General features: G+C 39.2%; 19 protein-coding genes. 8 read left to right on the forward strand and 11 right to left on the reverse strand.

Translation table 11 applies throughout. The features are described from left to right. Positions 1-12: 12 nt before the first annotated feature. From Q4534_RS15400 to Q4534_RS15425, 6 genes are all read left to right on the forward strand, one after another. Positions 13-1,062 carry a polysaccharide deacetylase family protein gene (locus tag Q4534_RS15400; RefSeq protein ID WP_303614037.1) on the forward strand — a complete coding sequence of 350 codons (1,050 nt, stop codon included), beginning with the start codon at positions 13-15 and terminating at the stop codon, positions 1,060-1,062. Then, a complete protein-coding gene (locus Q4534_RS15405; protein ID WP_303614038.1) occupies positions 1,059-2,240 on the forward strand; it encodes an exo-alpha-sialidase in 1,182 nt (393 codons plus the stop codon). Before Q4534_RS15400 ends, Q4534_RS15405 begins: the two co-directional genes overlap by 4 nt. A gap of 242 nt (positions 2,241-2,482) precedes the next feature. After that, the gene (locus Q4534_RS15410) at positions 2,483-4,723 is read left to right on the forward strand and encodes a hypothetical protein (RefSeq protein WP_303614039.1); all 2,241 of its coding nucleotides are present in this window, start codon (positions 2,483-2,485) and stop codon (positions 4,721-4,723) included. 351 nt (positions 4,724-5,074) lie between these two features. Then, positions 5,075-7,315, forward strand: coding sequence for a hypothetical protein (locus tag Q4534_RS15415; RefSeq protein WP_303614040.1), 2,241 nt, complete (start codon positions 5,075-5,077; stop codon positions 7,313-7,315). A 2-nt stretch (positions 7,316-7,317) separates the two neighbouring features. Further along, positions 7,318-8,130 carry an HpcH/HpaI aldolase/citrate lyase family protein gene (locus Q4534_RS15420; protein ID WP_303614041.1) on the forward strand — a complete coding sequence of 271 codons (813 nt, stop codon included), beginning with the start codon at positions 7,318-7,320 and terminating at the stop codon, positions 8,128-8,130. A 35-nt stretch (positions 8,131-8,165) separates the two neighbouring features. Beyond that, on the forward strand, positions 8,166-8,975 hold the full coding sequence (locus tag Q4534_RS15425) for an N-acetylmuramic acid 6-phosphate etherase (RefSeq protein WP_303614042.1): 810 nt from the start codon (positions 8,166-8,168) through the stop codon (positions 8,973-8,975). Positions 8,976-9,068: 93 nt separating this feature from the next. Here the strand turns inward: Q4534_RS15425 and atpC are convergent, their stop codons facing one another. The 3 genes from atpC to Q4534_RS15440 all read right to left on the reverse strand — a co-directional run bounded on the left by atpC (position 9,069) and on the right by Q4534_RS15440 (position 11,526). Next, entirely contained in the window at positions 9,069-9,314 is a 246-nt protein-coding gene (gene atpC / locus Q4534_RS15430; protein ID WP_303614043.1) for an ATP synthase F1 subunit epsilon, read from the reverse strand. Positions 9,315-9,366: 52 nt separating this feature from the next. Next, positions 9,367-10,869, reverse strand: a complete 1,503-nt coding sequence (gene atpD / locus Q4534_RS15435) for a F0F1 ATP synthase subunit beta (RefSeq protein ID WP_303614044.1) — start codon at positions 10,867-10,869, stop codon at positions 9,367-9,369. A gap of 174 nt (positions 10,870-11,043) precedes the next feature. After that, positions 11,044-11,526, reverse strand: a complete 483-nt coding sequence (locus Q4534_RS15440; RefSeq protein ID WP_303614045.1) for a C40 family peptidase — start codon at positions 11,524-11,526, stop codon at positions 11,044-11,046. A 420-nt stretch (positions 11,527-11,946) separates the two neighbouring features. Between Q4534_RS15440 and Q4534_RS15445 the strand changes: the two genes are divergently transcribed. Then, the gene (locus Q4534_RS15445) at positions 11,947-12,192 is read left to right on the forward strand and encodes a hypothetical protein (protein WP_303614046.1); all 246 of its coding nucleotides are present in this window, start codon (positions 11,947-11,949) and stop codon (positions 12,190-12,192) included. Here the strand turns inward: Q4534_RS15445 and coaE are convergent. The 7 genes from coaE to Q4534_RS15480 form a co-directional block, all read right to left on the reverse strand. After that, entirely contained in the window at positions 12,189-12,797 is a 609-nt protein-coding gene (gene coaE / locus Q4534_RS15450; protein ID WP_303614047.1) for a dephospho-CoA kinase, read from the reverse strand. The genes Q4534_RS15445 and coaE overlap by 4 nt on opposite strands. Next, positions 12,790-13,695, reverse strand: a complete 906-nt coding sequence (locus Q4534_RS15455) for a YbbR-like domain-containing protein (protein WP_303614156.1) — start codon at positions 13,693-13,695, stop codon at positions 12,790-12,792. The genes coaE and Q4534_RS15455 overlap by 8 nt, the downstream gene beginning before the upstream one ends. 72 nt (positions 13,696-13,767) lie before the next feature. Beyond that, positions 13,768-14,088: a preprotein translocase subunit YajC gene (gene yajC, locus Q4534_RS15460; protein WP_014020117.1), complete on the reverse strand. Its 321-nt coding sequence runs from the start codon at positions 14,086-14,088 to the stop codon at positions 13,768-13,770. Positions 14,089-14,090: 2 nt separating this feature from the next. Beyond that, a complete protein-coding gene (locus tag Q4534_RS15465; RefSeq protein ID WP_303614048.1) occupies positions 14,091-14,636 on the reverse strand; it encodes a DUF1573 domain-containing protein in 546 nt (181 codons plus the stop codon). A gap of 12 nt (positions 14,637-14,648) precedes the next feature. Further along, positions 14,649-14,957, reverse strand: coding sequence for a YtxH domain-containing protein (locus Q4534_RS15470; RefSeq protein ID WP_303614049.1), 309 nt, complete (start codon positions 14,955-14,957; stop codon positions 14,649-14,651). A gap of 8 nt (positions 14,958-14,965) precedes the next feature. Beyond that, positions 14,966-16,150 (reverse strand): transcription antitermination factor NusB, encoded by a 1,185-nt coding sequence (gene nusB, locus Q4534_RS15475; RefSeq protein ID WP_303614050.1) that lies wholly within the window; start codon positions 16,148-16,150, stop codon positions 14,966-14,968. A 147-nt stretch (positions 16,151-16,297) separates the two neighbouring features. Next, positions 16,298-17,398, reverse strand: coding sequence for a Glu/Leu/Phe/Val dehydrogenase (locus tag Q4534_RS15480; protein WP_303614051.1), 1,101 nt, complete (start codon positions 17,396-17,398; stop codon positions 16,298-16,300). Positions 17,399-17,542: 144 nt separating this feature from the next. Between Q4534_RS15480 and Q4534_RS15485 the strand changes: the two genes are divergently transcribed. Beyond that, complete coding sequence (locus tag Q4534_RS15485; protein ID WP_303614052.1) at positions 17,543-19,336, forward strand: ABC transporter ATP-binding protein; 1,794 nt, start codon at positions 17,543-17,545, stop codon at positions 19,334-19,336. A gap of 17 nt (positions 19,337-19,353) precedes the next feature. Here Q4534_RS15485 and Q4534_RS15490 read toward each other — a convergent pair whose 3' ends face one another. After that, positions 19,354-20,100, reverse strand: a complete 747-nt coding sequence (locus tag Q4534_RS15490; protein ID WP_303614053.1) for a hypothetical protein — start codon at positions 20,098-20,100, stop codon at positions 19,354-19,356. Positions 20,101-20,225 lie beyond the last annotated feature (125 nt).

The raw sequence follows: 20,225 nt of genomic DNA on the forward strand, positions 1-20,225 counted from the left end.
TTTTAGTATTACATGCGAATTTTATTTAGTAGCTTACTCTTACTATTGCTGTATAGCCAAGCAGTTTTAAGCCAACAAGAAATGACTTACGCTGAAAAATTGGGTTTTCCTAAAGGGAAGAAAGTAGTTATCTTTCATGTAGATGACGCGGGAATGTCCTTTGAATCAAATGAAGGGGCAAGAAAATCCATACATGAGGGCGTAGCTACTTCTTGTAGTATCATGATGCCTTGCCCTTGGGCTTCTAGTTTTGTAAAAGATGCGAAGATAGATGCAATGGATGCAGGGCTTCATTTAACACTTACCTCTGAGTGGAAACATTACCGATGGCCTCCGCTAGCAGGTAAGGCGGCTGTACCTGGTTTGGTAGATGAAGAAGGGGCAATGTGGTCTTCTGTAGCCGAAGTGGTAGCGAATGCCAGCCCTGATGAGGTAGAAATAGAAATCCGTGCCCAAATTGATCGGGCATTAACTCTAGGATTGAAACCAACCCATATGGATAGTCATATGGGAACCCTATTTTATCACCCTCCCTTTCTTGAACGGTACATAAAAGTGGGGATAGAATATGGTATTCCGGTAATGTTTCCTGGTGGGAACAATAAGCTGCTTGGGATTTCTATGAACAGCAACTTGATCAAACAACTCAAAAGACAAGGGAAATACAAAGAAGGCATGAAATTGCCCAATAATCCTATTATGGAAAGAACTCCCTTGGTAGCCAGACAATTGTGGGAGGCAGGCTTGCCGGTTTTGGATGACCTACATACCACAAGTGGAAACTGGTCACCAGAATATGAAGTAAGTGATAAGGAGTTAGGGGCATATAAGGTGGAGAAATGTAAAGAATTGCTCAAACTTATGGAGCCCGGTTTGGCCATGGTGATTGTTCACAGTAACGGAGATAGAAATACATTTGACAGGATTAGCGGCTCAGGTAAATCCAGGTATGCAGACATGCTGGCCATGACCTCACCGGAACTAAGAAAATTCATTGAAGATGAAGGGATTATTTTAACTACTTGGGCTGAAGTAATGGATAGAAGAAAAAAAGTGAAATGAATAAAATAGTTTTTTTAGGCCTTTATTTACTTAGTGTTGCTGCTTTTGGACAGTACATTCCTAAAGAGAAAGTGCTGGTTAGTGAAAGCTTGATTTTCCCTCTTCAGCAAAATCATGTGCATGGGAGCAGTATTGTTTCCTTACCCAATGGTGATTTACTCACAGCCTGGTTTGAAGGATCGGGAGAGCGAAAAGCAGATGATGTACGCATTATGGGAGCCAGGCTCAGGAAAAAAGACCGCCAGTGGGGAGAACCTTTTCTAATGGCAGATACCCCCAATATTCCTGATTGTAATCCAGTGCTATTTCTAAACCAAGAAGGTAAGTTGTTTTTGGTTTGGATAGCCGTTCAGGCCAATCGGTGGGAGCAGTCTATTTTGCGTTTTAGAACAAGTACAAGTTATGAAAATGCGGGTGCTCCAATCTGGAGTTGGCAGGATAATATTCTACTCAAACCGGGTGAAGAATTCCATCAGGAAGTTGCCAAACGTTTTGAACAATTGCCTGAAAATAATTCAGGTTGGTCTGAATATGCTCCCCAATATGATCAAATGATAATTGAGGCCAGCAAAGACAGTAAAAAGTCTAGTATTGGGTGGATGACCAGGATAAAGCCGGTTGTACTTACCTCCGGAAGGATATTATTGCCCCTTTATTCAGATGGATTTAACTTTTCCATGATGGCCATTTCTGACGATGACGGAGCTACTTGGTTCCCCAGCAAGCCTCTAGTGGGAAGAGGACCTATTCAGCCGGCACTTGGTCAAAGAGAAAATGGAGAAATTATGGCCATCATGAGGGATAGCGGAGATGCTCCTACGAGAATTCATAAAAGCTATTCCCAAGATGAAGGAATGACTTGGTCTGCCAGCGAAAAAACCAGTATTCCTAATACTGCAAGTGTGGAACTGTTAGTTTTAGACAACGGGACTTGGCTGTTTCTTGGAAATGACATTGATGACGGCAGGTATAGAATATCATTATACATCTCGGATGATGAAGGACAAACATGGAGAGGAAAAATTTATTTGGAAGATGAAAAGAAAGATGTGGGTGGTTTTTCATATCCTTCTTTGATACAGGATATTGATGGTATGGTACATATTACTTATTCATACCATTTAAATGAAAAAGGGAAATCCATTAAATATTTAAAAATTGATCCAAAAAACTTTTAAAGTTAGTAGTCCATAATTAAAGGTCTTATGTATTATATATAACTCAATCACTTACTTGATTCAAGTAAGATAGATTAAGCTTTAGTAGTTAGGTTAGGTAAGTTTTGTCCGCTTATGTTGTATAACAGGGCGGACAAATTTATTTATACCCTTTCTAATACCTAATATATAGCCTGTATGAATTTGATAATGTCGCGCTATCAAGTGACTCATACACTTTTAATTAACCACATTAATTTACCATGAAATACTTACACTTAAAACTATTTGTTTTTGTTGGCTTGCTAGTTGGTTTTTCGCAAGTACACGGGCAACAATTGCCATCAAACAGCCAAAGGGTTCATCAAGATGTTCCTTTTGTTCAGGAGTATGCCATTAAGTATTATTCCGAAGAGGTCCCGATGCTAGACAAAGTCTATGCAGACAGGAACGGTACCGTTCAGATATTAAGCAAATCAGGTTTGCTAAGACCGCATGCAGGAGCTTTTTTGTATCCCGGGACTTTGACTCCGGACAAGACTTACCTTGCCATGAAAGATAAAAATATTGTTAGCATCAGCACGGTGGAAGATCAGTTTGTCTACTTGGATGACAAGGCAGTGTTTAGTAATGCTTGGGCAGGGAGCCTATACCTCCAACACGAATTACCAAGTGCAGCCTCTTTTGCTCATGGAAAAGACTTTACATTTTTGGTTTCAGACGGTGGTCATATTCACTTGGTAAGCAAAGACGGAGTTTCTTATAAAGGCAAGATCAGTGGCTCTCCAGTGATAGAAATCACCTATGATGCCGCTACCGAAAGGTTTTTGCTTTTGGCAGAAAACAAGTTAATGTCTTTTTCACCGGCAGATAAAAAATTAAAGACACTTACTGAAGGAGCAGGGTTTACCAGTTTTGTAGTACGTGAAGGAAAAAATAAACTTGCCATAGCTACCAAAGACGGCTATTTTGAATGGGACCTGATTAGCGATAAAAAAGTGGGGCAAAAGCAGAATGCTTTGCCATGGCCAGTATTGACCAGCCTAACAGAAATCAATGGTTTGTTATGGTTTGGTTCAGAACAAGGCGCCTTTATGGAAAAGGAAGACGGCAAATTTAATTATTACTTTGGAGAGAGATGGCTACCTGGTGACAAGGTATTACATATCAGCCAAAAGAATGCGGATGAAGTATTGATCCTGACAGACAAAGGTCTAGGGAAGTTGGTGTTTATGTCCCAGACTTTGGCGGAAAAAGCAGCATATTATGAGCAGCAGGTTAGGGATCGTCATATTCGACATGGTTTTAATGCTACGCTTAGAGATATGGAGAAGGGCAATTTTAATACCGGGAGGATCAAAGATTCAGACAATGATGGTTTATGGACTTCTATGTATTTGGCTGGACAAGCCTTTCGTTATGCAACGACAGGTTCTCCATTTGCTTTGCAAAACGTAAAAGAGTCATTGGATGCAATGGAAAGACTCTACACCATTAATGACATAGAAGGTTTCCCTGCAAGATCATTTTCCAGAAGTGGCTTCAAAGATCAGCTTGGAGGTTCTGAGCATTGGCAAGATATTGAAGATCCGGAATGGGTTTGGAAAGCAACCACGAGCAGTGATGAGGTAATTGGACATGTTTTTGTTTTTGGGGTTATTGCAGAATTGGTAGACAACGAAGCATTGCGTCAACAAGCCATAGGTTTATTGGATCAGTTGATGACACACATTGTGGAAAATGACTGGTATCTGATTGATTTTGATGGCAAACATACCACTTGGGGTAGGTGGAACCCTGAATATGTGAATGGCTTTCCTACCATGGTGGGAGACAGGAAACTAAACTCTTCCAATATTATAGCCATGTTACAGACAGCTTACCACTTTACTGGTAAGGAAATGTACAAAAAAGAAGCCTATAAATTAATGGATAAACATGGTTACCTAGAGAACCTTATGCGTCCAATGGAAGAGATAGGACAAGCCAAGGAGGGAAGTGATGATTGGGCCGCCATGTTGTCACAAAAATGGAATCATTCGGATGATGAAATGTATTTCCTTGGCTATTGGGGTTTATACCGATATGCTTTTACAGATGAGTTAAAAGAGAAATACAAAGAAACCATTAAAGATCACTGGGAAGCGGAGCGTCCGGAGAAAGACGGCCTGTGGAATATTTTTGGAGCTTTGGTGGACAGAGAAAATTTTGATCTCGAGGAAGCTGTTTGGTACCTTCAGGAATACCCTTTAGACTTAATTAATTGGAATGTTAAAAACAGCCATAGAAAGGATATTGAACTATTGGAGCCAAATTTCAGGAATCAAAGCACAAAAGAGGTGCTTCCACCTGATGAATTAAAAATGCGCCGTCACAATGGCAATAGGTTTGAATTGGATGGTGGAAGAGATGGAAAAGAAGAAATGAGTGCAGGAGATATATGGCTTTTGCCTTACTGGATGGGGAGATACATGGATGTAATAAGCAAGCCGGTTAGTAATTAAAAAAAATGCTAGAATTAGTTGTCTGTCAGGTTAATGCTGTCTATCCTTAATGAGAAGTGGTTTTTAACCTAATTCAAACTATATTTTAGCCCCTCATCAACAAAATATAATTGAAATAGTACATCTATAATCAATTGCTGTATTACTAAAGAGTGGATCGTTAGTTTATCAAGAGACATTGTAATAATTAACGTTCTGTTTATTTAGGGAATTGTTTGTCCGCTCTTGTTGCTTAACAGGGCGGACAAACTTATTTATTGCCTGTATCAGTAGTTAGGGCCTTCCAATTATTCTGCTACCGAATTGCAATTGATTTACCTGTCTATTATTTATCAACCATTTTAATTTGACATGAAAAAAATAAATTTAAAGCTTCTCGTTTTTGTTGGCTTGCTGTTTGGTTTTTCGCAAGCACACGGGCAACAATTGCCATCAAACAGCCAAAGGGTTCATCAAGATGTTCCTTTTGTTCAGGAGTATGCCATTAAGTATTATTCCGAAGAGGTCCCGATGCTAGACAAAGTCTATGCAGACAGGAACGGTACCGTTCAGATATTAAGCAAATCAGGTTTGCTAAGACCGCATGCAGGAGCTTTCTTGTATCCCGGGACTTTGACTCCGGACAAGACTTACCTTGCCATGAAAGATAAAAATATTGTTAGCATCAGCACGGTTGAAGATCAGTTTGTCTACTTGGATGACAAGGCAGTGTTTAGTAATGCTTGGGCAGGGAGCCTATACCTCCAACACGAATTACCAAGTGCAACCTCTTTTGCTCATGGAAAAGACTTTACATTTTTGGTTTCAGACGGTGGTCATATTCACTTGGTAAGCAAAGACGGAGTTTCTTATAAAGGCAAGATCAGTGGCTCTCCAGTGATAGAAATCACCTATGATGCCGCTACCGAAAGGTTTTTGCTTTTGGCAGAAAACAAGTTAATGTCTTTTTCACCGGCAGATAAAAAATTAAAGACACTTACTGAAGGAGCCGGGTTTACCAGTTTTGTAGTACGTGAAGGAAAAAATAAACTTGCCATAGCTACCAAAGACGGCTATTTTGAGTGGGACCTGCTTAGCGATAAAAAAGTGGGGCAAAAGCAGAATGCTTTGCCATGGCCAGTATTGACCAGCCTAACAGAAATCAATGGTTTGTTATGGTTTGGTTCAGAACAAGGTGCCTTTATGGAAAAGGAAGACGGCAAATTTAATTATTACTTTGGAGAGAGATGGCTACCTGGTGACAAGGTATTACATATCAGCCAAAAGAATGCGGATGAAGTATTGATCCTGACAGACAAAGGTCTAGGGAAGTTGGTGTTTATGTCTCAGACTTTGGCGGAAAAAGCAGCATATTATGAGCAGCAGGTTAGACATCGTCACATTCGACATGGTTTTAATTCCACCCTAACCCGAATGGAAAAGGGGAATTTTGACACCGGAAGATTGGGTGATTCAGACAATGATGGTTTATGGACTTCTATGTATTTGGGAGGTGAGGCATTTCGCTATGCTGTGACCGGCTCTGAAGAGGCCTTACAAAATGTGAAAGAATCTTTGGATGCTATGGAAAGGCTTTACACCATTAATCCTGTAGAAGGGTTCCCTTCAAGGTCTTTCTCTAGAAGTGGATATATAGAAAAGTTGGCCGATCCAGATAGGTGGCAGCATGCATCTGATCCCGAGTGGGACTGGAAAGCTACCACAAGTAGTGATGAAGTGATTGGACACGTTTTTGTTTTTGGTGTGATTGCAGAGTTGGTAGACAATGAAGCCTTGCGTCAGCAAGCCATAGGTTTATTGGATCAGTTAATGACCCATATCGTAGAAAATGACTGGTACCTGATAGATTATGATGGAAAACATACGACCTGGGGCAGGTGGAACCCAGAATATGTGAATGGCTTCCCTACCATGGTGGGTGACAGGAAACTAAACTCTTCCAATATTATAGCCATGTTACAGACAGCTTACCATTTTACAGGTAAGGAAATGTACAAAAAAGAAGCCTATAAATTAATGGAAAAGCATGGTTACTTAGAGAACCTTATGCGTCCAATGGAAGGAATTGGCAAAGCCGAAGAAGGAAGTGATGATTGGGCTGCCATGTTATCCGAATCTTGGAACCATTCAGATGATGAAATGTATTTTCTTGGTTATTGGGGTTTGTACCGATATGCTTTTACAGATGAGTTGAAAGCCCAATACAAAGAAGCCATCAAGGATCACTGGGAGGCGGAGCGTCCGGAGAAAGATGGATTGTGGAATATTTTTGGAGCTTTGGTGGATAGAGAAAATTTCGACCTTGAGGAAGCTGTTTGGTACCTTCAAGAATATCCATTGGATATGATTAGCTGGACTGCAAAAAATAGCCATAGAAAAGACATTGAAATTTTAGAGGAAAACTTCAGAAGACAAAGTACAAGTGAAGTGCTTCCCCCTGATGAATTGGCTATACGTAGACACAACGGAAACAGGTTCACTTTAGAAGGTGGTAACGGTGGTAGCCAAGAGTATAGTGCAGGAGATATATGGCTTTTGCCTTACTGGATGGGGAGATACCTAAACGTAATTAGTGACCCACTGATCAGATAGAGATGAGCTTTAAAGATAAAATTCAATCCGGAAAATTGGTGCTTGGCACCTGTGTTACATCCAACAATCCCTTGTGGCCTAAAGCTTTGGCATCTTCCGGTCTGGATTTTGTTTTTATTGATACCGAACATATTTCTCTTTCCCGAAAAGACCTAGCAACTTTATGTGATGCTTATAAAGGTAGAGGGATTGTTCCAATCGTAAGGGTTTATAAAGCTGATCATCATTTGATTTGCCAGGCCATCGATGCCGGCGCAACAGGGGTAGTAATTCCATATGTAGAATCCGTTCAAGACGTTCAGGTATTAATAGGAGCAACCAAATTCAGACCATTAAAGGGGGAAAAATTAAATCTTTACTTAGAGGGCAGAGAAAAAGTACCCCCTGAGTTGGGGAATTATTTGGCCAATTATAACCTAGGACACCTAAGTATTGTAAATATTGAAAGTATTCCTGCATTGCAGCAATTGGATGAATTATTATCTTTGAAAGGTCTTGATGGTGTATTTATAGGTCCACATGATTTGTCAGTAAGTATGGGAATTCCTGAAGCTTATGATCATCCTGATTTTATAAAAGCTGTTAGGCAGATCATCCAAACTAGTAGAAAGTTGGGATTGATGGTAGGCATTCATTTTTCTGAAACCATTGAAAGACAAATTTTCTGGATAAAGGAGGGGGTAAATATGGTGGTTCATAGTTCTGATTTTGCTTTATTTACACAGCGATTAAATGAAGACTTAGACTGTGTGAGGGATAACTTTGGAGGTGCGGATACCCACAAACAAAAAGCTCCTAAAAATCCTGCTATTTAAAAATTTTCTTGTGAACTTATTTAAACTGATATAAAATGACAAAAATAACAGAACAACCCTCCTTGTACAGACATTTAGAGAAAATGTCCATAGAGGAGTTGACTGCGAATATTAACAATGAAGACAAGAAAGTGGCTCTAGCCATAGAAGAAGTTTTACCAAAAATCAATCTTTTGATACAGCATATTGTAGCTAAGCTTGAAAATGGAGGGCGCTTATTTTATTTAGGTGCCGGTAGTGGTGGACGACTTTCTGTGCTGGACGCAATTGAATTGCCTACAACTTATGGGATACCAAAAGGAAAGGTAAACGTTATTTTAGCTGGGGGAGTGGATCGTTTGATTGAGGCAAGAGAGGAAAAAGAAGATGATCCAGAAGCCGGCTGGGAGGCCTTGGAAGCGTATGAGGTATCTGAAAAAGATTTTGTCTTGGGGATCTCTGCAAGTGGTACGACTCCATTTGTTTTGGGAGCATTAAAGTCTTGTAGAGCCAATGGCGTTCTTACAGGTTGTATAGTGAGTAATCCTGATTCACCTATAGCTGAAAATGCAGATTACCCTGTAGAAGTACTCACAGGACCGGAATTTGTCTCCGGAAGTACCCGAATGAAGTGTGGTACTGCACAGAAAATGATTTTTGATATGATTTCAACTACTTGTATGATTCGTATGGGTAGGGTAGAAGACAATAAAATGGTTAACGTCTTATTGATCAATGACAAGATTGTTGATAGAAGTGTGAAGATGCTTATGGAGCGTGCAGCAATGAGTAATTATGAGGAGGCCAAGGCCTTATTGATGGACAAAGGCTCTGTTAAATCAGCCCTGGAATCTTTAGGGAAATAGAAGAAAGGAAAATAGGGCAAAGCCCGTTAAATAAAAAGGGTTCTGAAAATTTAATTTCAGAACCCTTTTTATTTTTTCGAGAAAAGATGTAAATCAATCCACTACCTTTTCAGCCAATACAATAATTTTATTGTCATTAACCTCCACTACTCCTCCATCTACCACCAATGACTTTTGTCCTTCGGTGGTGGTGTAAGAAACTGCACCTTTTTCAAGGGCAGAAATTAAAGCAGCGTGGTTTTTCAATACTTGAAAGGAACCATCGGCTCCGGGAAAGGTGGCTTCTGACACTTCTCCTTCAAATACTTTTTGGTCCGGTGTAATGATCTCTAAATGCATGATTTATTTTATTAAAGGGTAGTACTTTCCGTACTACCCTAATAAATTGCTATTATTTTTCTTCTGCTAACATTTTCTCACCTTTGGCAATTGCATCTTCAATGCTACCTACAAGGTTGAATGCTGATTCAGGCAAGTGATCCAACTCTCCATCCATGATCATGTTGAATCCTTTGATGGTATCTTTGATATCTACCAATACACCTTTAAGGCCTGTGAATTGCTCGGCAACGTGGAAAGGCTGAGAAAGGAATCTTTGTACCCTTCTGGCACGGTGAACGACCATTTTATCTTCTTCAGAAAGCTCTTCCATACCCAAGATGGCAATGATATCTTGTAGTTCTTTGTAGCGCTGTAGAAGCTCCTTAATATTGGTGGCACAGTTATAATGTTCATCACCTACTACAGATGGTTCAAGAATTCTGGAAGTAGAATCCAAAGGATCTACTGCCGGGTAAATTCCTAGCTCTGCAATTTTTCTTGAAAGTACAGTTTGCGCATCAAGGTGGGCAAAGGTTGTTGCCGGCGCCGGATCCGTCAAATCATCAGCAGGTACATATACCGCTTGTACAGAAGTAATGGAGCCGTTTTTAGTTGAAGTAATACGCTCCTGCATTGCACCCATTTCGGTGGCTAGTGTAGGTTGGTAACCTACCGCAGATGGCATCCTTCCCAAAAGTGCAGATACTTCAGATCCTGCTTGGGTAAAACGGAAAATATTATCAATAAAGAATAGGATATCTTTACCTGCACCATCTCCTTCACCATCACGGTAATATTCAGCGAGTGTAAGTCCAGTTAGTGCTACTCTTGCACGAGCCCCTGGAGGTTCGTTCATTTGTCCGAAGACGAAAGTTGCTTTGGAATCTTTAAGTTTGTTTAGATCCACTTTGGATAGATCCCAACCACCTTCATTTTCCAATGATTCAACGAAATCATCACCATAGGTTACGATTCCAGATTCGATCATTTCTCTAAGCAGGTCATTTCCTTCCCTAGTTCTTTCTCCAACTCCTGCAAATACAGAAAGACCTGAATAGGCTTTCGCAATGTTGTTGATCAGTTCTTGGATCAGTACTGTTTTACCAACACCTGCTCCTCCAAACAAACCGATTTTACCACCTTTTGCATAAGGTTCGATCAAATCAATTACTTTAATCCCTGTATACAATACTTCTGTAGAAGTAGACAGGTCTTCAAATTTTGGTGCTGACCTATGGATAGGTAGCCTTTCTTGAGATTCAGGTTGTGGCAATCCATCAATGGCTTCTCCTACCACGTTAAATAACCTTCCTTTGATATTGTCACCGGTAGGTACTGATATAGGTGTACCGAGGTCTCTTACCTCCATACCCCTTACCATACCCTCCGAAGAGTCCATAGCAATGGTTCTTACCCGGCCTTCACCTAGGTGTTGTTGTACTTCAAGAACAACCCTCTGGCCATTCTCTTTTGTGATTTCTAGTGCATCAAGGATATTAGGCAGTTTACTTCCCTCAAAGGAAACATCCACAACAGGACCAATTACCTGAGTTATCTTACCAGTATTCGCCATTGTTATATTTTAAGATGAATTGGAACAATACTTTTTAATTCGAGTGCAAAATTAGTTAATATTGCTGAATACCAAAGGATGTTTTAAAAATTAATAAAGTTTGATCCAAATTTTTATATTACTATTAACTTAATTATTGTTTTTAGCCTCTTTTTGCGGATTTTAGTCGCCTGACTAAAAAATTCTTCTCGCCCTTACCCACCTTTTCGACCAATATTTGGATTGTAAATTGTCTTCTGTTACTCCCAAGGAAGTGGAAGCATGGATAAAATAGGTCTTTCCCATTCTCTTTTCCAAGACAATTCCTGCATGGGTTACTTTATTTCTCCTCCTCCCGGTAGCAAAAAAGATCACATCCCCTTTTTTTAATTTACTTCTTGATATCCTTTTCCCAATTTTGCTCTGTTCGGCGGATACTCGTGGAAGTTTTACTCCCACACTTTGGAAGGAAAGGTAAACCAAAGCCGAACAATCCATCCCCGATCGGGTATTGCCTCCATACCTATAAGGAGTGCCTTGATAAGATTTTGCTGTGTTAATGACTTGTTGAATATTTTGCTGCCGAATTTTTCGGCTGGAAGAGCAAGAACTATTGAGTAGAAGTACTAAACCAAAAATGAAAAATAAATAAGCGTATTTGTTATGCTTTCCTGTCATAAATGAAATATGTTACCTTATAGTAGGATAAAGCCTAATGTCCACTGCCCCTATACTGTAGGGAAAGATGACAAGCTCTATTACCCTATTACTGTTTTATCCTAATTTATTTTGCTGTTTTCCAATCCCTTTAATCTTGTCCAATTGTATCTTTTTCGGTTTCAGTTTTAACCTGCTGGAGCTCATTTGTACTGTTTTTTTAAATGTGCGGATCAAATCCGGCTTTTTGAAGCAGGAAAACCTATGGCACTATTTGAGTTTAAAAATGTTAAGTTAGTTTAATTCAATCAAATTACTTTGCTCTAAGGATGCAATTTTTGATTAAATTTTTTAATTTTATTCATCAGTAAACAGTAGTCTCCCCTTATTGCTTAGCATTTCACCCAAAAGCCTAATATAATCACTTTAACAAAGCATTCGATGAGTAAAGAGGACTTTAACAGGCTGAGTATCCAAAAGAAAACACAAAAGCTGTACACAGAAGGCACCTTTGTGGTGGCCATTCGGTACTATACCCATAAAGTAAACTTGTACCTACTGGGGAATGAATACATTGAGGTTTTTTATAACCACAAGCAGGACCGAATTGATAAAATCGATTTTTTAAACCATAGTCATTCGCGAATGAAATTCTACTTGGATCAAATTAGCCTGAGTGAAATTTAATTGACCATGCGGAGCAATTGCTCATGGATTTTTATGACTTGAGGGATTACCAGAATTGATTCATCATTGGTAACCAAAAAATCAGCCAGCTTATTTTTTTCCTTGTCAGTAAATTGTTTTTGAATTATTTGTCTAATTTGATCTGTGCTGCGTTGGGGATCTCTTGACTTGACCCTATCTATTCGGATGGATTCCGAGGCAGTAACATGAATTGTATAATCCAGCGATTTATAAGAGCCTGTTTCGAACAATAAAGCTGCTTCCTTCAAAACATATACTGTGTGCTGGCTATCTGCCCATTGCATAAAGTCTTCTCCAACTGCTGGATGAACCAGTTCATTGATCCGAGAAGTCTTTTCGGGGTCAGAGAAAACGATATTTGCTAAGTATCTACGATTCAACCCTCCATCTTTGTCATAGGATTCCTCGCCAAACTCCTTAACTATATTGTTTTTCAAGGTTTGGTGATTAACCATAAGCCATTTGGCCCGTTCATCAGCATTGTAATTTGGGATGTTGAGAAGGGAAAATATTTTTGAAATCAAGGTTTTTCCGGCGCCTATTCCACCGCTAATCCCAACCAGCAAAGTTTTCTTCTTATTCATATACCAAATCAAAACTCTTTGGTGTGAAAGATAGGTCCCGGATATAGGGGGGATTTACATTTAAAGTCACAGCTATGGAGCTATCTTCCCTATTTCTATTGTTATAATTTAAAATTGCTTTGAGGTTCAGCGATTCCAGCTCGTTTTGCTTTCTTTCGTCTACCAAAAGTTGAGCGCTCACGGAATTTGCCTCACCGTTGGTGCTCACATTGCTGGGAAAATACAATTGATCAATGCTTAATTCTAGTGTTTTCTCGATATAAGCGACTACCTGAAAGCTTATTTGTACAGTTTCTTCATCTAACTGTAGAAAGTTTCTTTTGGTTTTATCCAGTTCCAAAGGCAATAATTTGGAATAATGATTCTTGATATTATTCTCTCCTAGTTGTACCATTAGTTTGCCATCGAGTTGTTCGATGACAGAGATTGGTCCCTTCACAGTTACAAATTCAGGGTCTACCACTATAGGTGAGGCATAATCATAGTTTTCTGCAAGGGTGTTGGCTAATGTATCAGGAATTATTTTAATTTTCTTAGATACAATCTTATCGATATTAAAAAATAAGGTGTCTTGGGTAATTCGCACCAAATTGGTGGTAGAAATATGTTCAGCCATTTGTTGGCTAATTTGTTCTGTAACTAGGTAAGGTTGGTGTGAGGGGTCGTCCAGAGAGATTTCCAGTGGGTTCTGGCTTATATTTAAATGCTTTTTTAAGAGATCCCAACCATTTCCGTTGATCTCTATTTTAATTACCTGTGGCAAAGGTTTCACCGCCATGTATTCCTCCTCATCATAATCAATGGATATAGGCTGGTTAACTATGGTGGTATAATTGTCTTTATTTAAGGCATTGAGTAACCAAAAGGTGGTAGCAGTGACAACGCACAATACTACCACCTTCAAATTGGAAGTTTTATCTGGTCTAAATTTCCGGAAATAGTTACTAAATGTACTCAAGTGTACAGGAAATTATTTTTCACTGGATAATTTTTTTGTGTAATCTAGAGACAAAGCAGATTTCTCCACCCGTATTTTCATTCCTTTGTCCAATTCGATGGTTACAATGTCTCCTTCTACGGCATATACTTTACCATGGATTCCACCTACGGTGACTACCTGTTCTCCCTTTTTAATTTCGGAGATAAATTTGGTGGTCTCTTTTTGCTTTTTTTGTTGTGGTCTGATCATGAAGAAATACATGATCAGAATGATACTACCAAAAAGAAATACCTGACCCATGATGCCACTACCTGCAGCACCGTCTATTTGAAGTAATATTGAATTATACATTTTTATCTTTTTACTGGACCTGCACTAGGCGTGGTTGATGTTCCTGTTGATCTATTTACTGTTCCTTTTAGTCTTAACCTTGTGACACTTGGTGAAGTGTTGGCTTGTATCGTAACCGTTGGACTCTGAACACCGGATTTTCCTCTAGAGTTAAATACAACTTTAATAAAACCTTCATCACCCGGCTTAACTGGTTCTTTTGACCATTCAGGACTAGTACAGCCGCAAGAAGCCTGGATGTTGGAAATAATCAAAGGCACTTGCCCCTCATTTTTAAACTTGAAAACGTGCTCAACTACTTTTCCCTCGTCAATGGTGCCAAAATCAAAGATTTCTTCTTCAAAACCAAAGGCTCCCACCGTGGCAGGGTCTGCAGGCTGTACATTTTGTGCTGTAGATGGAGTGACTACCTGATTTTGTTCAAGTTGAGAAATCTTTTGCTCAAGTTCCTGTATTTTATCATCATTTCCACTTCCCTTTTCACCACAGGCTCCCGCCATTATCAGTGTGAGGCCCAATAGCCACACTGAAAGATTAGAATACTTCATAAATAGACTGTTTTAATTTTTATTGTTGTCGTTGTTGATTTGATCTATAAGTTTATTGACATCGTTTAGCAAATTCTCTGCTTTGGATTTTGCTTCTGTAATGACTTTGTCTCCTTCAGATCTTGCAATATTATCAGGCAGGTGTTTTTCATCTACCATCTCATTGATTAGGTCTTCCAATTCATTGCGATATTTTGCTAACCTGTAGGATAATTTATCTCGCGTATTATTTCCTGCATCAGGGGCAAAAAGTACCCCTAGCGTAGCACCCAATCCTGCTCCTAGAGCAAATGCGAATATTGAATTACTTTTTTTACCCATTTTATGTTTTATTTATTATCTATAAGACCTCTACCACTCTTACGTATTTTTCCGATTTCGGTTAATTCTTTTGATAAAGTATCCAAAAGTCCATTCACAAACTGTTTACTTTTTGGAGTACTGTAGGTTTTAGAAATATCTATGTACTCATTAATGGATACCTTTGTAGGGATACTTGAGAAATTCACCATTTCTGACAAAGCCATTATTAGTATTACTCTATCAGTTAAAGCAATCCGCTCTACATCCCAGTTTTTGGTTGTAGTGGCAATTAATTCACTGTACTCCTTCTCTGAAGCTACCGTGAGGTTATAAATTTCTTGAAAGAATTCTTTATCCTCTTCCCAGTTTAATGCCAATTCAGGAAGAATTTCATCGGACTCATCCTCAGTGCCTGTAATGGTCTTCAATACTTTGGAAGACAAACTTCTGACAATGGATTTGTTTTCAGTCCAATTCAAGTCCTTGTCCTGAAAGAAACTTAATATAGCCTCTTTTTTAAAAATAATCTTTTTTAGAATAGCCAGTAAAATCTCTTTGTCATCTTCGATGCTTGGATTTTCTATGGTCATGTATTTCTGGTAGTCTTCATGTGGCTTCACCAGTTCTCTGTACCATTCCTTGATCTCCAACTCCAATTCCTCGATATCTACTTCAAATCTAAGACATTCCTTTTTGAATGAATGATTTTGCTCTATTATTCCCAATACCTTGTTGGAACCAAGATTGTAGGCTGAATCTTGCTGAACAACAGGTTGGTCTTCAAATTTTCTCTTTTTGACCTTCTCCTTCCGTACATGTTCCCCAAAACCGACCAACATGCTAATGGCAAATAAATACAATGCAGGAATATTTTCTACAGCTGCCAACATATTGGTTCGTAAAAACTCTTGATCCTTCTTGTTGCTCTTATTATAAAAGCTAATGGCTTTCACTGCTGTTTCTTTTACCTTTTCATTGTCACTCTTGTCCAATGATAATTGAACCTTATCTATGTTTTTGGTAAAAACTTCAATACATCGACCTGCTTCCTTTTTAAGCAAACCCCTGTCTTGAACTTCCATAGAATTAAGATCTGGCAAAAAAGCTTCTTTTATGAAGTCTTGTGCCAGATTTGCATTGGAATGCTTACACTGTTGAAAAGCATATAACGTTTGAAATGCTTTTACTCTGAGGATTCTCCTATTTAACATTAACTGAAATTAAAGAACGTGATAAGTGTTTATTGACAGGCAGGACAGAAGCATCCATTCCTCGCCAAAACTAATTTTCCTGCAAATTAGTAAATGTACCTGCAAAGGACAAATATTTGATCTTTCATGCAGTAAAAAAGAATGTACTTACCATGACATTTTTAATTGTCCGATATCCTGTATTCTTTTTACTGCTTTTTGAAGAGCTGCCTCATGCGGAGAAATTCCTCTTGAAGTAGCAAGATTAAATACCTCTAAACAGGTTCCATAAATCTTTTCTGCTTTTTCCAAAGCCAAGGTCTTTGAGTAATTGCCTCGAAACTCTTGATAGACATTCATCAATCCACCGGCATTGATTAGAAAATCTGGTGCATAGAGTATGCCGTGATCCAAAAGCATTTGCCCATGTCTCTTTTCATCTTCCAACTGATTATTGGCTGCGCCTGCTACTATATCGCAGGTGAATTGGGTGATGCTTGTATCATTCAGTTGTCCTCCCATGGCACAAGGGGCAAATATGTCCATTGGGATTTCATGTATAGCAGTGGCTTTCACCACCTTTGCCTTGGTTGCAGCTGCCACCTTTGCCGCCTTTTCTGAATTAATATCGGCGACCATCAAAACGGCATTTTCTTTACTTAAATGTTCCGCCAAATGTTTGCCTACTTGACCGGCACCTTGGATTAATATTTTTTTGCCTTCAAGAGAATCATTCCCATAGGCTTTTTTGGCGGCCGCCTTCATTCCCAGGTAGGTGCCATAGGCCGTGACAGGAGATGGGTCCCCTCCGCCACCTTTACTTTCAGGCAAGCCCGTCACATGTTTGGTTTCCATGGCAATGTATTCCATGTCAGCCGTGTGGGTATTCATGTCTTCTGCAGTAGTGTAGCGACCTCCCAAACTTTCAATAAACCGTCCAAATCGCCTAAGATAAGCTTCCGATTTCAGGGAGGGATCACCTATTAGAACTGCTTTTCCTCCGCCTATATTTAATCCGGAAATGGATGCCTTAAAGGTCATTCCTCGAGAAAGCCTCAATACATCCTTTATCGCATCTGATTCATTGGTATAATGCCACATCCTGGTTCCGCCCAGGGATGGGCCAAGTACCGTATTGTGTATCGCTATTATTGCTTTGAGTCCGGTTGGCTTGTCATAGCAAATGACCAACTGCTCATGCTCCATTTCCTCTATCTGAGTATAGATTTCATTTATCTTGGGTTTTTCCTCTGTTTTGGTAGCCTCCATTGAACTTTGATGTTTATAATATGTTATATTTGAGTTCAGTTAAAAAACAAGTGTGTACAGAATTTTATGTATTTCACCTGCCTTTCATTTGCAATATAACATAATATTGTAAAAGATATTGTGGTTTAAAAAGTCTTTTATTTTGTGAAGCCCCTTTGGAGATTAAATAAGTATCTATTCAAATATAAGCTATACCTCTTGTTGGGTATCGTTTTTACATTTATTTCAAACTTTTTTGTAATAATTCCGGCTAGACTGGTGGGGATTGCCATCGATTTTGTGGTGGAAAGTTTTAGTTATTATCAGTTATACCATGAGGGGGGAGTTGTACGTGAGCTGGCGCGGTCAGAATTTTTAATGTACATTTTTATCTTTGGCATCCTCATTTTAGCCATGGCCCTTCTTAGAGGCCTTTTTCTCTTTCTTATCCGCCAAACCATCATCGCGATGTCTAGGTTGATAGAATATGATATGAAAAATGAGATTTATGCACACTATCAATCCCTGCCCTTAAGTTTTTTTAGACAAAATAGCACGGGGGATCTGATGGCCAGAATTACAGAGGACGTTTCAAAAGTGCGGATGTATTTAGGCCCCGCCTTGATGTATGGAATCAATTTGATTGTGTTGTTTCCTATGGTAATTGGTTATATGCTTACAGTTAATGTACCCCTTACCCTCTACTCCTTGTTGCCTTTACCTGTATTGTCAATAAGTATTTATTTGGTCAATAACATGATCAATAAGCGTTCGGAAAAGATTCAGCGGAGCTTGTCGGGACTCAGCACTTTTGTTCAGGAAGCTTTTTCTGGCATTCGGGTGATCAAATCATTTGTGAGGGAAAAGGACAGTGCCAATCAATTCCAAAAAGCCAGCGAAGATTATAAAACCAAATCTATTTCTCTCACTAAGGTCCAGTCTCTTTTCTTTCCATTGATCATGGCATTGATAGGACTGAGCACCATTATAACAGTTTATGTTGGCGGGATACAGGTGATAGAAGGAGCCATAGGTTATGGTGTTATTGCAGAGTTTATTCTTTATGTCAATATGTTGACTTGGCCGGTGACCTCCTTAGGTTGGGTGACAAGTATCGTGCAAAGGGCAGCTGCTTCACAAGCAAGAATCAATGAATTTCTGGATGAGAAAAATGATATTTTAAGTACTGATAATCTAGTAAAAGAGATAGAAGGACATATAAAAGTAAAAAATCTCACATTTGTTTATCCGGATTCTGGCATTAGAGCATTGAATGATATAAGTTTTGAGATTAAGGCTGGTAAATCGTTGGCCATTATAGGAACCACAGGCTCAGGAAAATCCACGGTAGCCAATCTCTTGATGCGTTTGTATGATGCTGATGAAGGGGAAATTCTTCTAGATGGCTTGAATATAAAGCGCTATGATATTGCTTGCTTGAGAGAACAAATAGGTTATGTACCTCAAGATGTATTTTTATTTAGTGACTCTATATCTAATAATATTGGTTTTGGTCTGGGCAAATCACTTGATATGGAGCAAATCGAGCAGGCAGCAAAAGATGCGGATGTTTATGAAAACATCATCGAGTTCCCTCAGGGCTTCGAAACCCGACTTGGCGAGAGAGGCATCACTTTGTCAGGAGGGCAGAAACAAAGGGTTTCCATTGCCAGGGCCATTGTAAAATCTCCTAAAATACTATTGCTGGATGATTGCCTTTCTGCAGTAGATACCAAAACAGAAAACGCTATTTTAAATGCTTTGGAAAAGATAATGAAAAATAGAACTTCCATTATCATTTCCCATAGGGTGTCCTCAGCAAAGCTTGCAGATCAAATTCTGGTGCTGGATGATGGCGAGATTGTAGAACAAGGGAAACATGCGGATTTAATGGCTGCCAAAGGGACCTATGCTGCCTTGTATGAAAAACAAACCCAACAAGCAGGTGAAGTTGAATGAAATGATTTCTAAGACTATTATAACTGAATAATTAAACCTGCTACGGCAAACTGTACCAAAGTGAAATTGTAGACTTCATCTACATCTGCTCCCCCTTCCAAATATCGGTAGCCGGCTTTTACGGCCAAATGATCTGTGATAGGGAGTTTGGTCCCTAAGAATAAATCGAAAGCCCTTCCCGGGCCTCCTGCAAGACCATCCCCTTCAAAATAAATTAGGTGGTCATTACCCAAGTCATAGGCAGTATATAGGTGCAAAAGTGGAACAAAACCCAAATCATCCTTTTTATCCTCCAGCCCTTGTTCGTTGGCCAAGCGGACCTGAGCATCCCTGATCTTGGCGGTGAAGCCTACTCCTACAAGCCAGTTTCCTGAAGAGATAATGTCTCGGCGATAAGTCAGTCTATAACTGATAAATTTGTAATAGCCATCCAAAGCTTCCCCTTGGGTGAAAACACTTGATTGAAAGTTAATGTCTTTGTTTGCTGTACCATTGTAATTTATTCCTAGCGGGGCATACAATGCATAAATATGGTTTTTCTCTTTAAAGGTATACCCAAGCCTTACCCTAAAAGGGATAACAGGCCCTTCAGCTTCAAAATCATCTTCAAAACTGAACAAAGTCCCTGCAGCATTGGGGATGCGCACATCATTATAACCCGGAAAAGCCAGCCCTGTTTCCGCATCAATCGTAATTTGAGCTTTAAGCGGAATAGCAATAAAAAATAGGAGGGAAACAAGTGGAATCAATATCGGTTTGTACATGGATTATTTGCTTTTAGGTTTAACTTAACAATTTAGTATCAAGTATTGTGCCTGTTCTTTTAGGGTAGCTATTTATTTTTTTAGGTAAAATTCAATTTTTTCATTCCTCTGTTGTATATTTCATT

This window comes from Cyclobacterium sp. 1_MG-2023, from assembly GCF_030546805.1.
In the GTDB taxonomy this organism is placed as follows: Bacteria; Bacteroidota; Bacteroidia; order Cytophagales; family Cyclobacteriaceae; genus Cyclobacterium.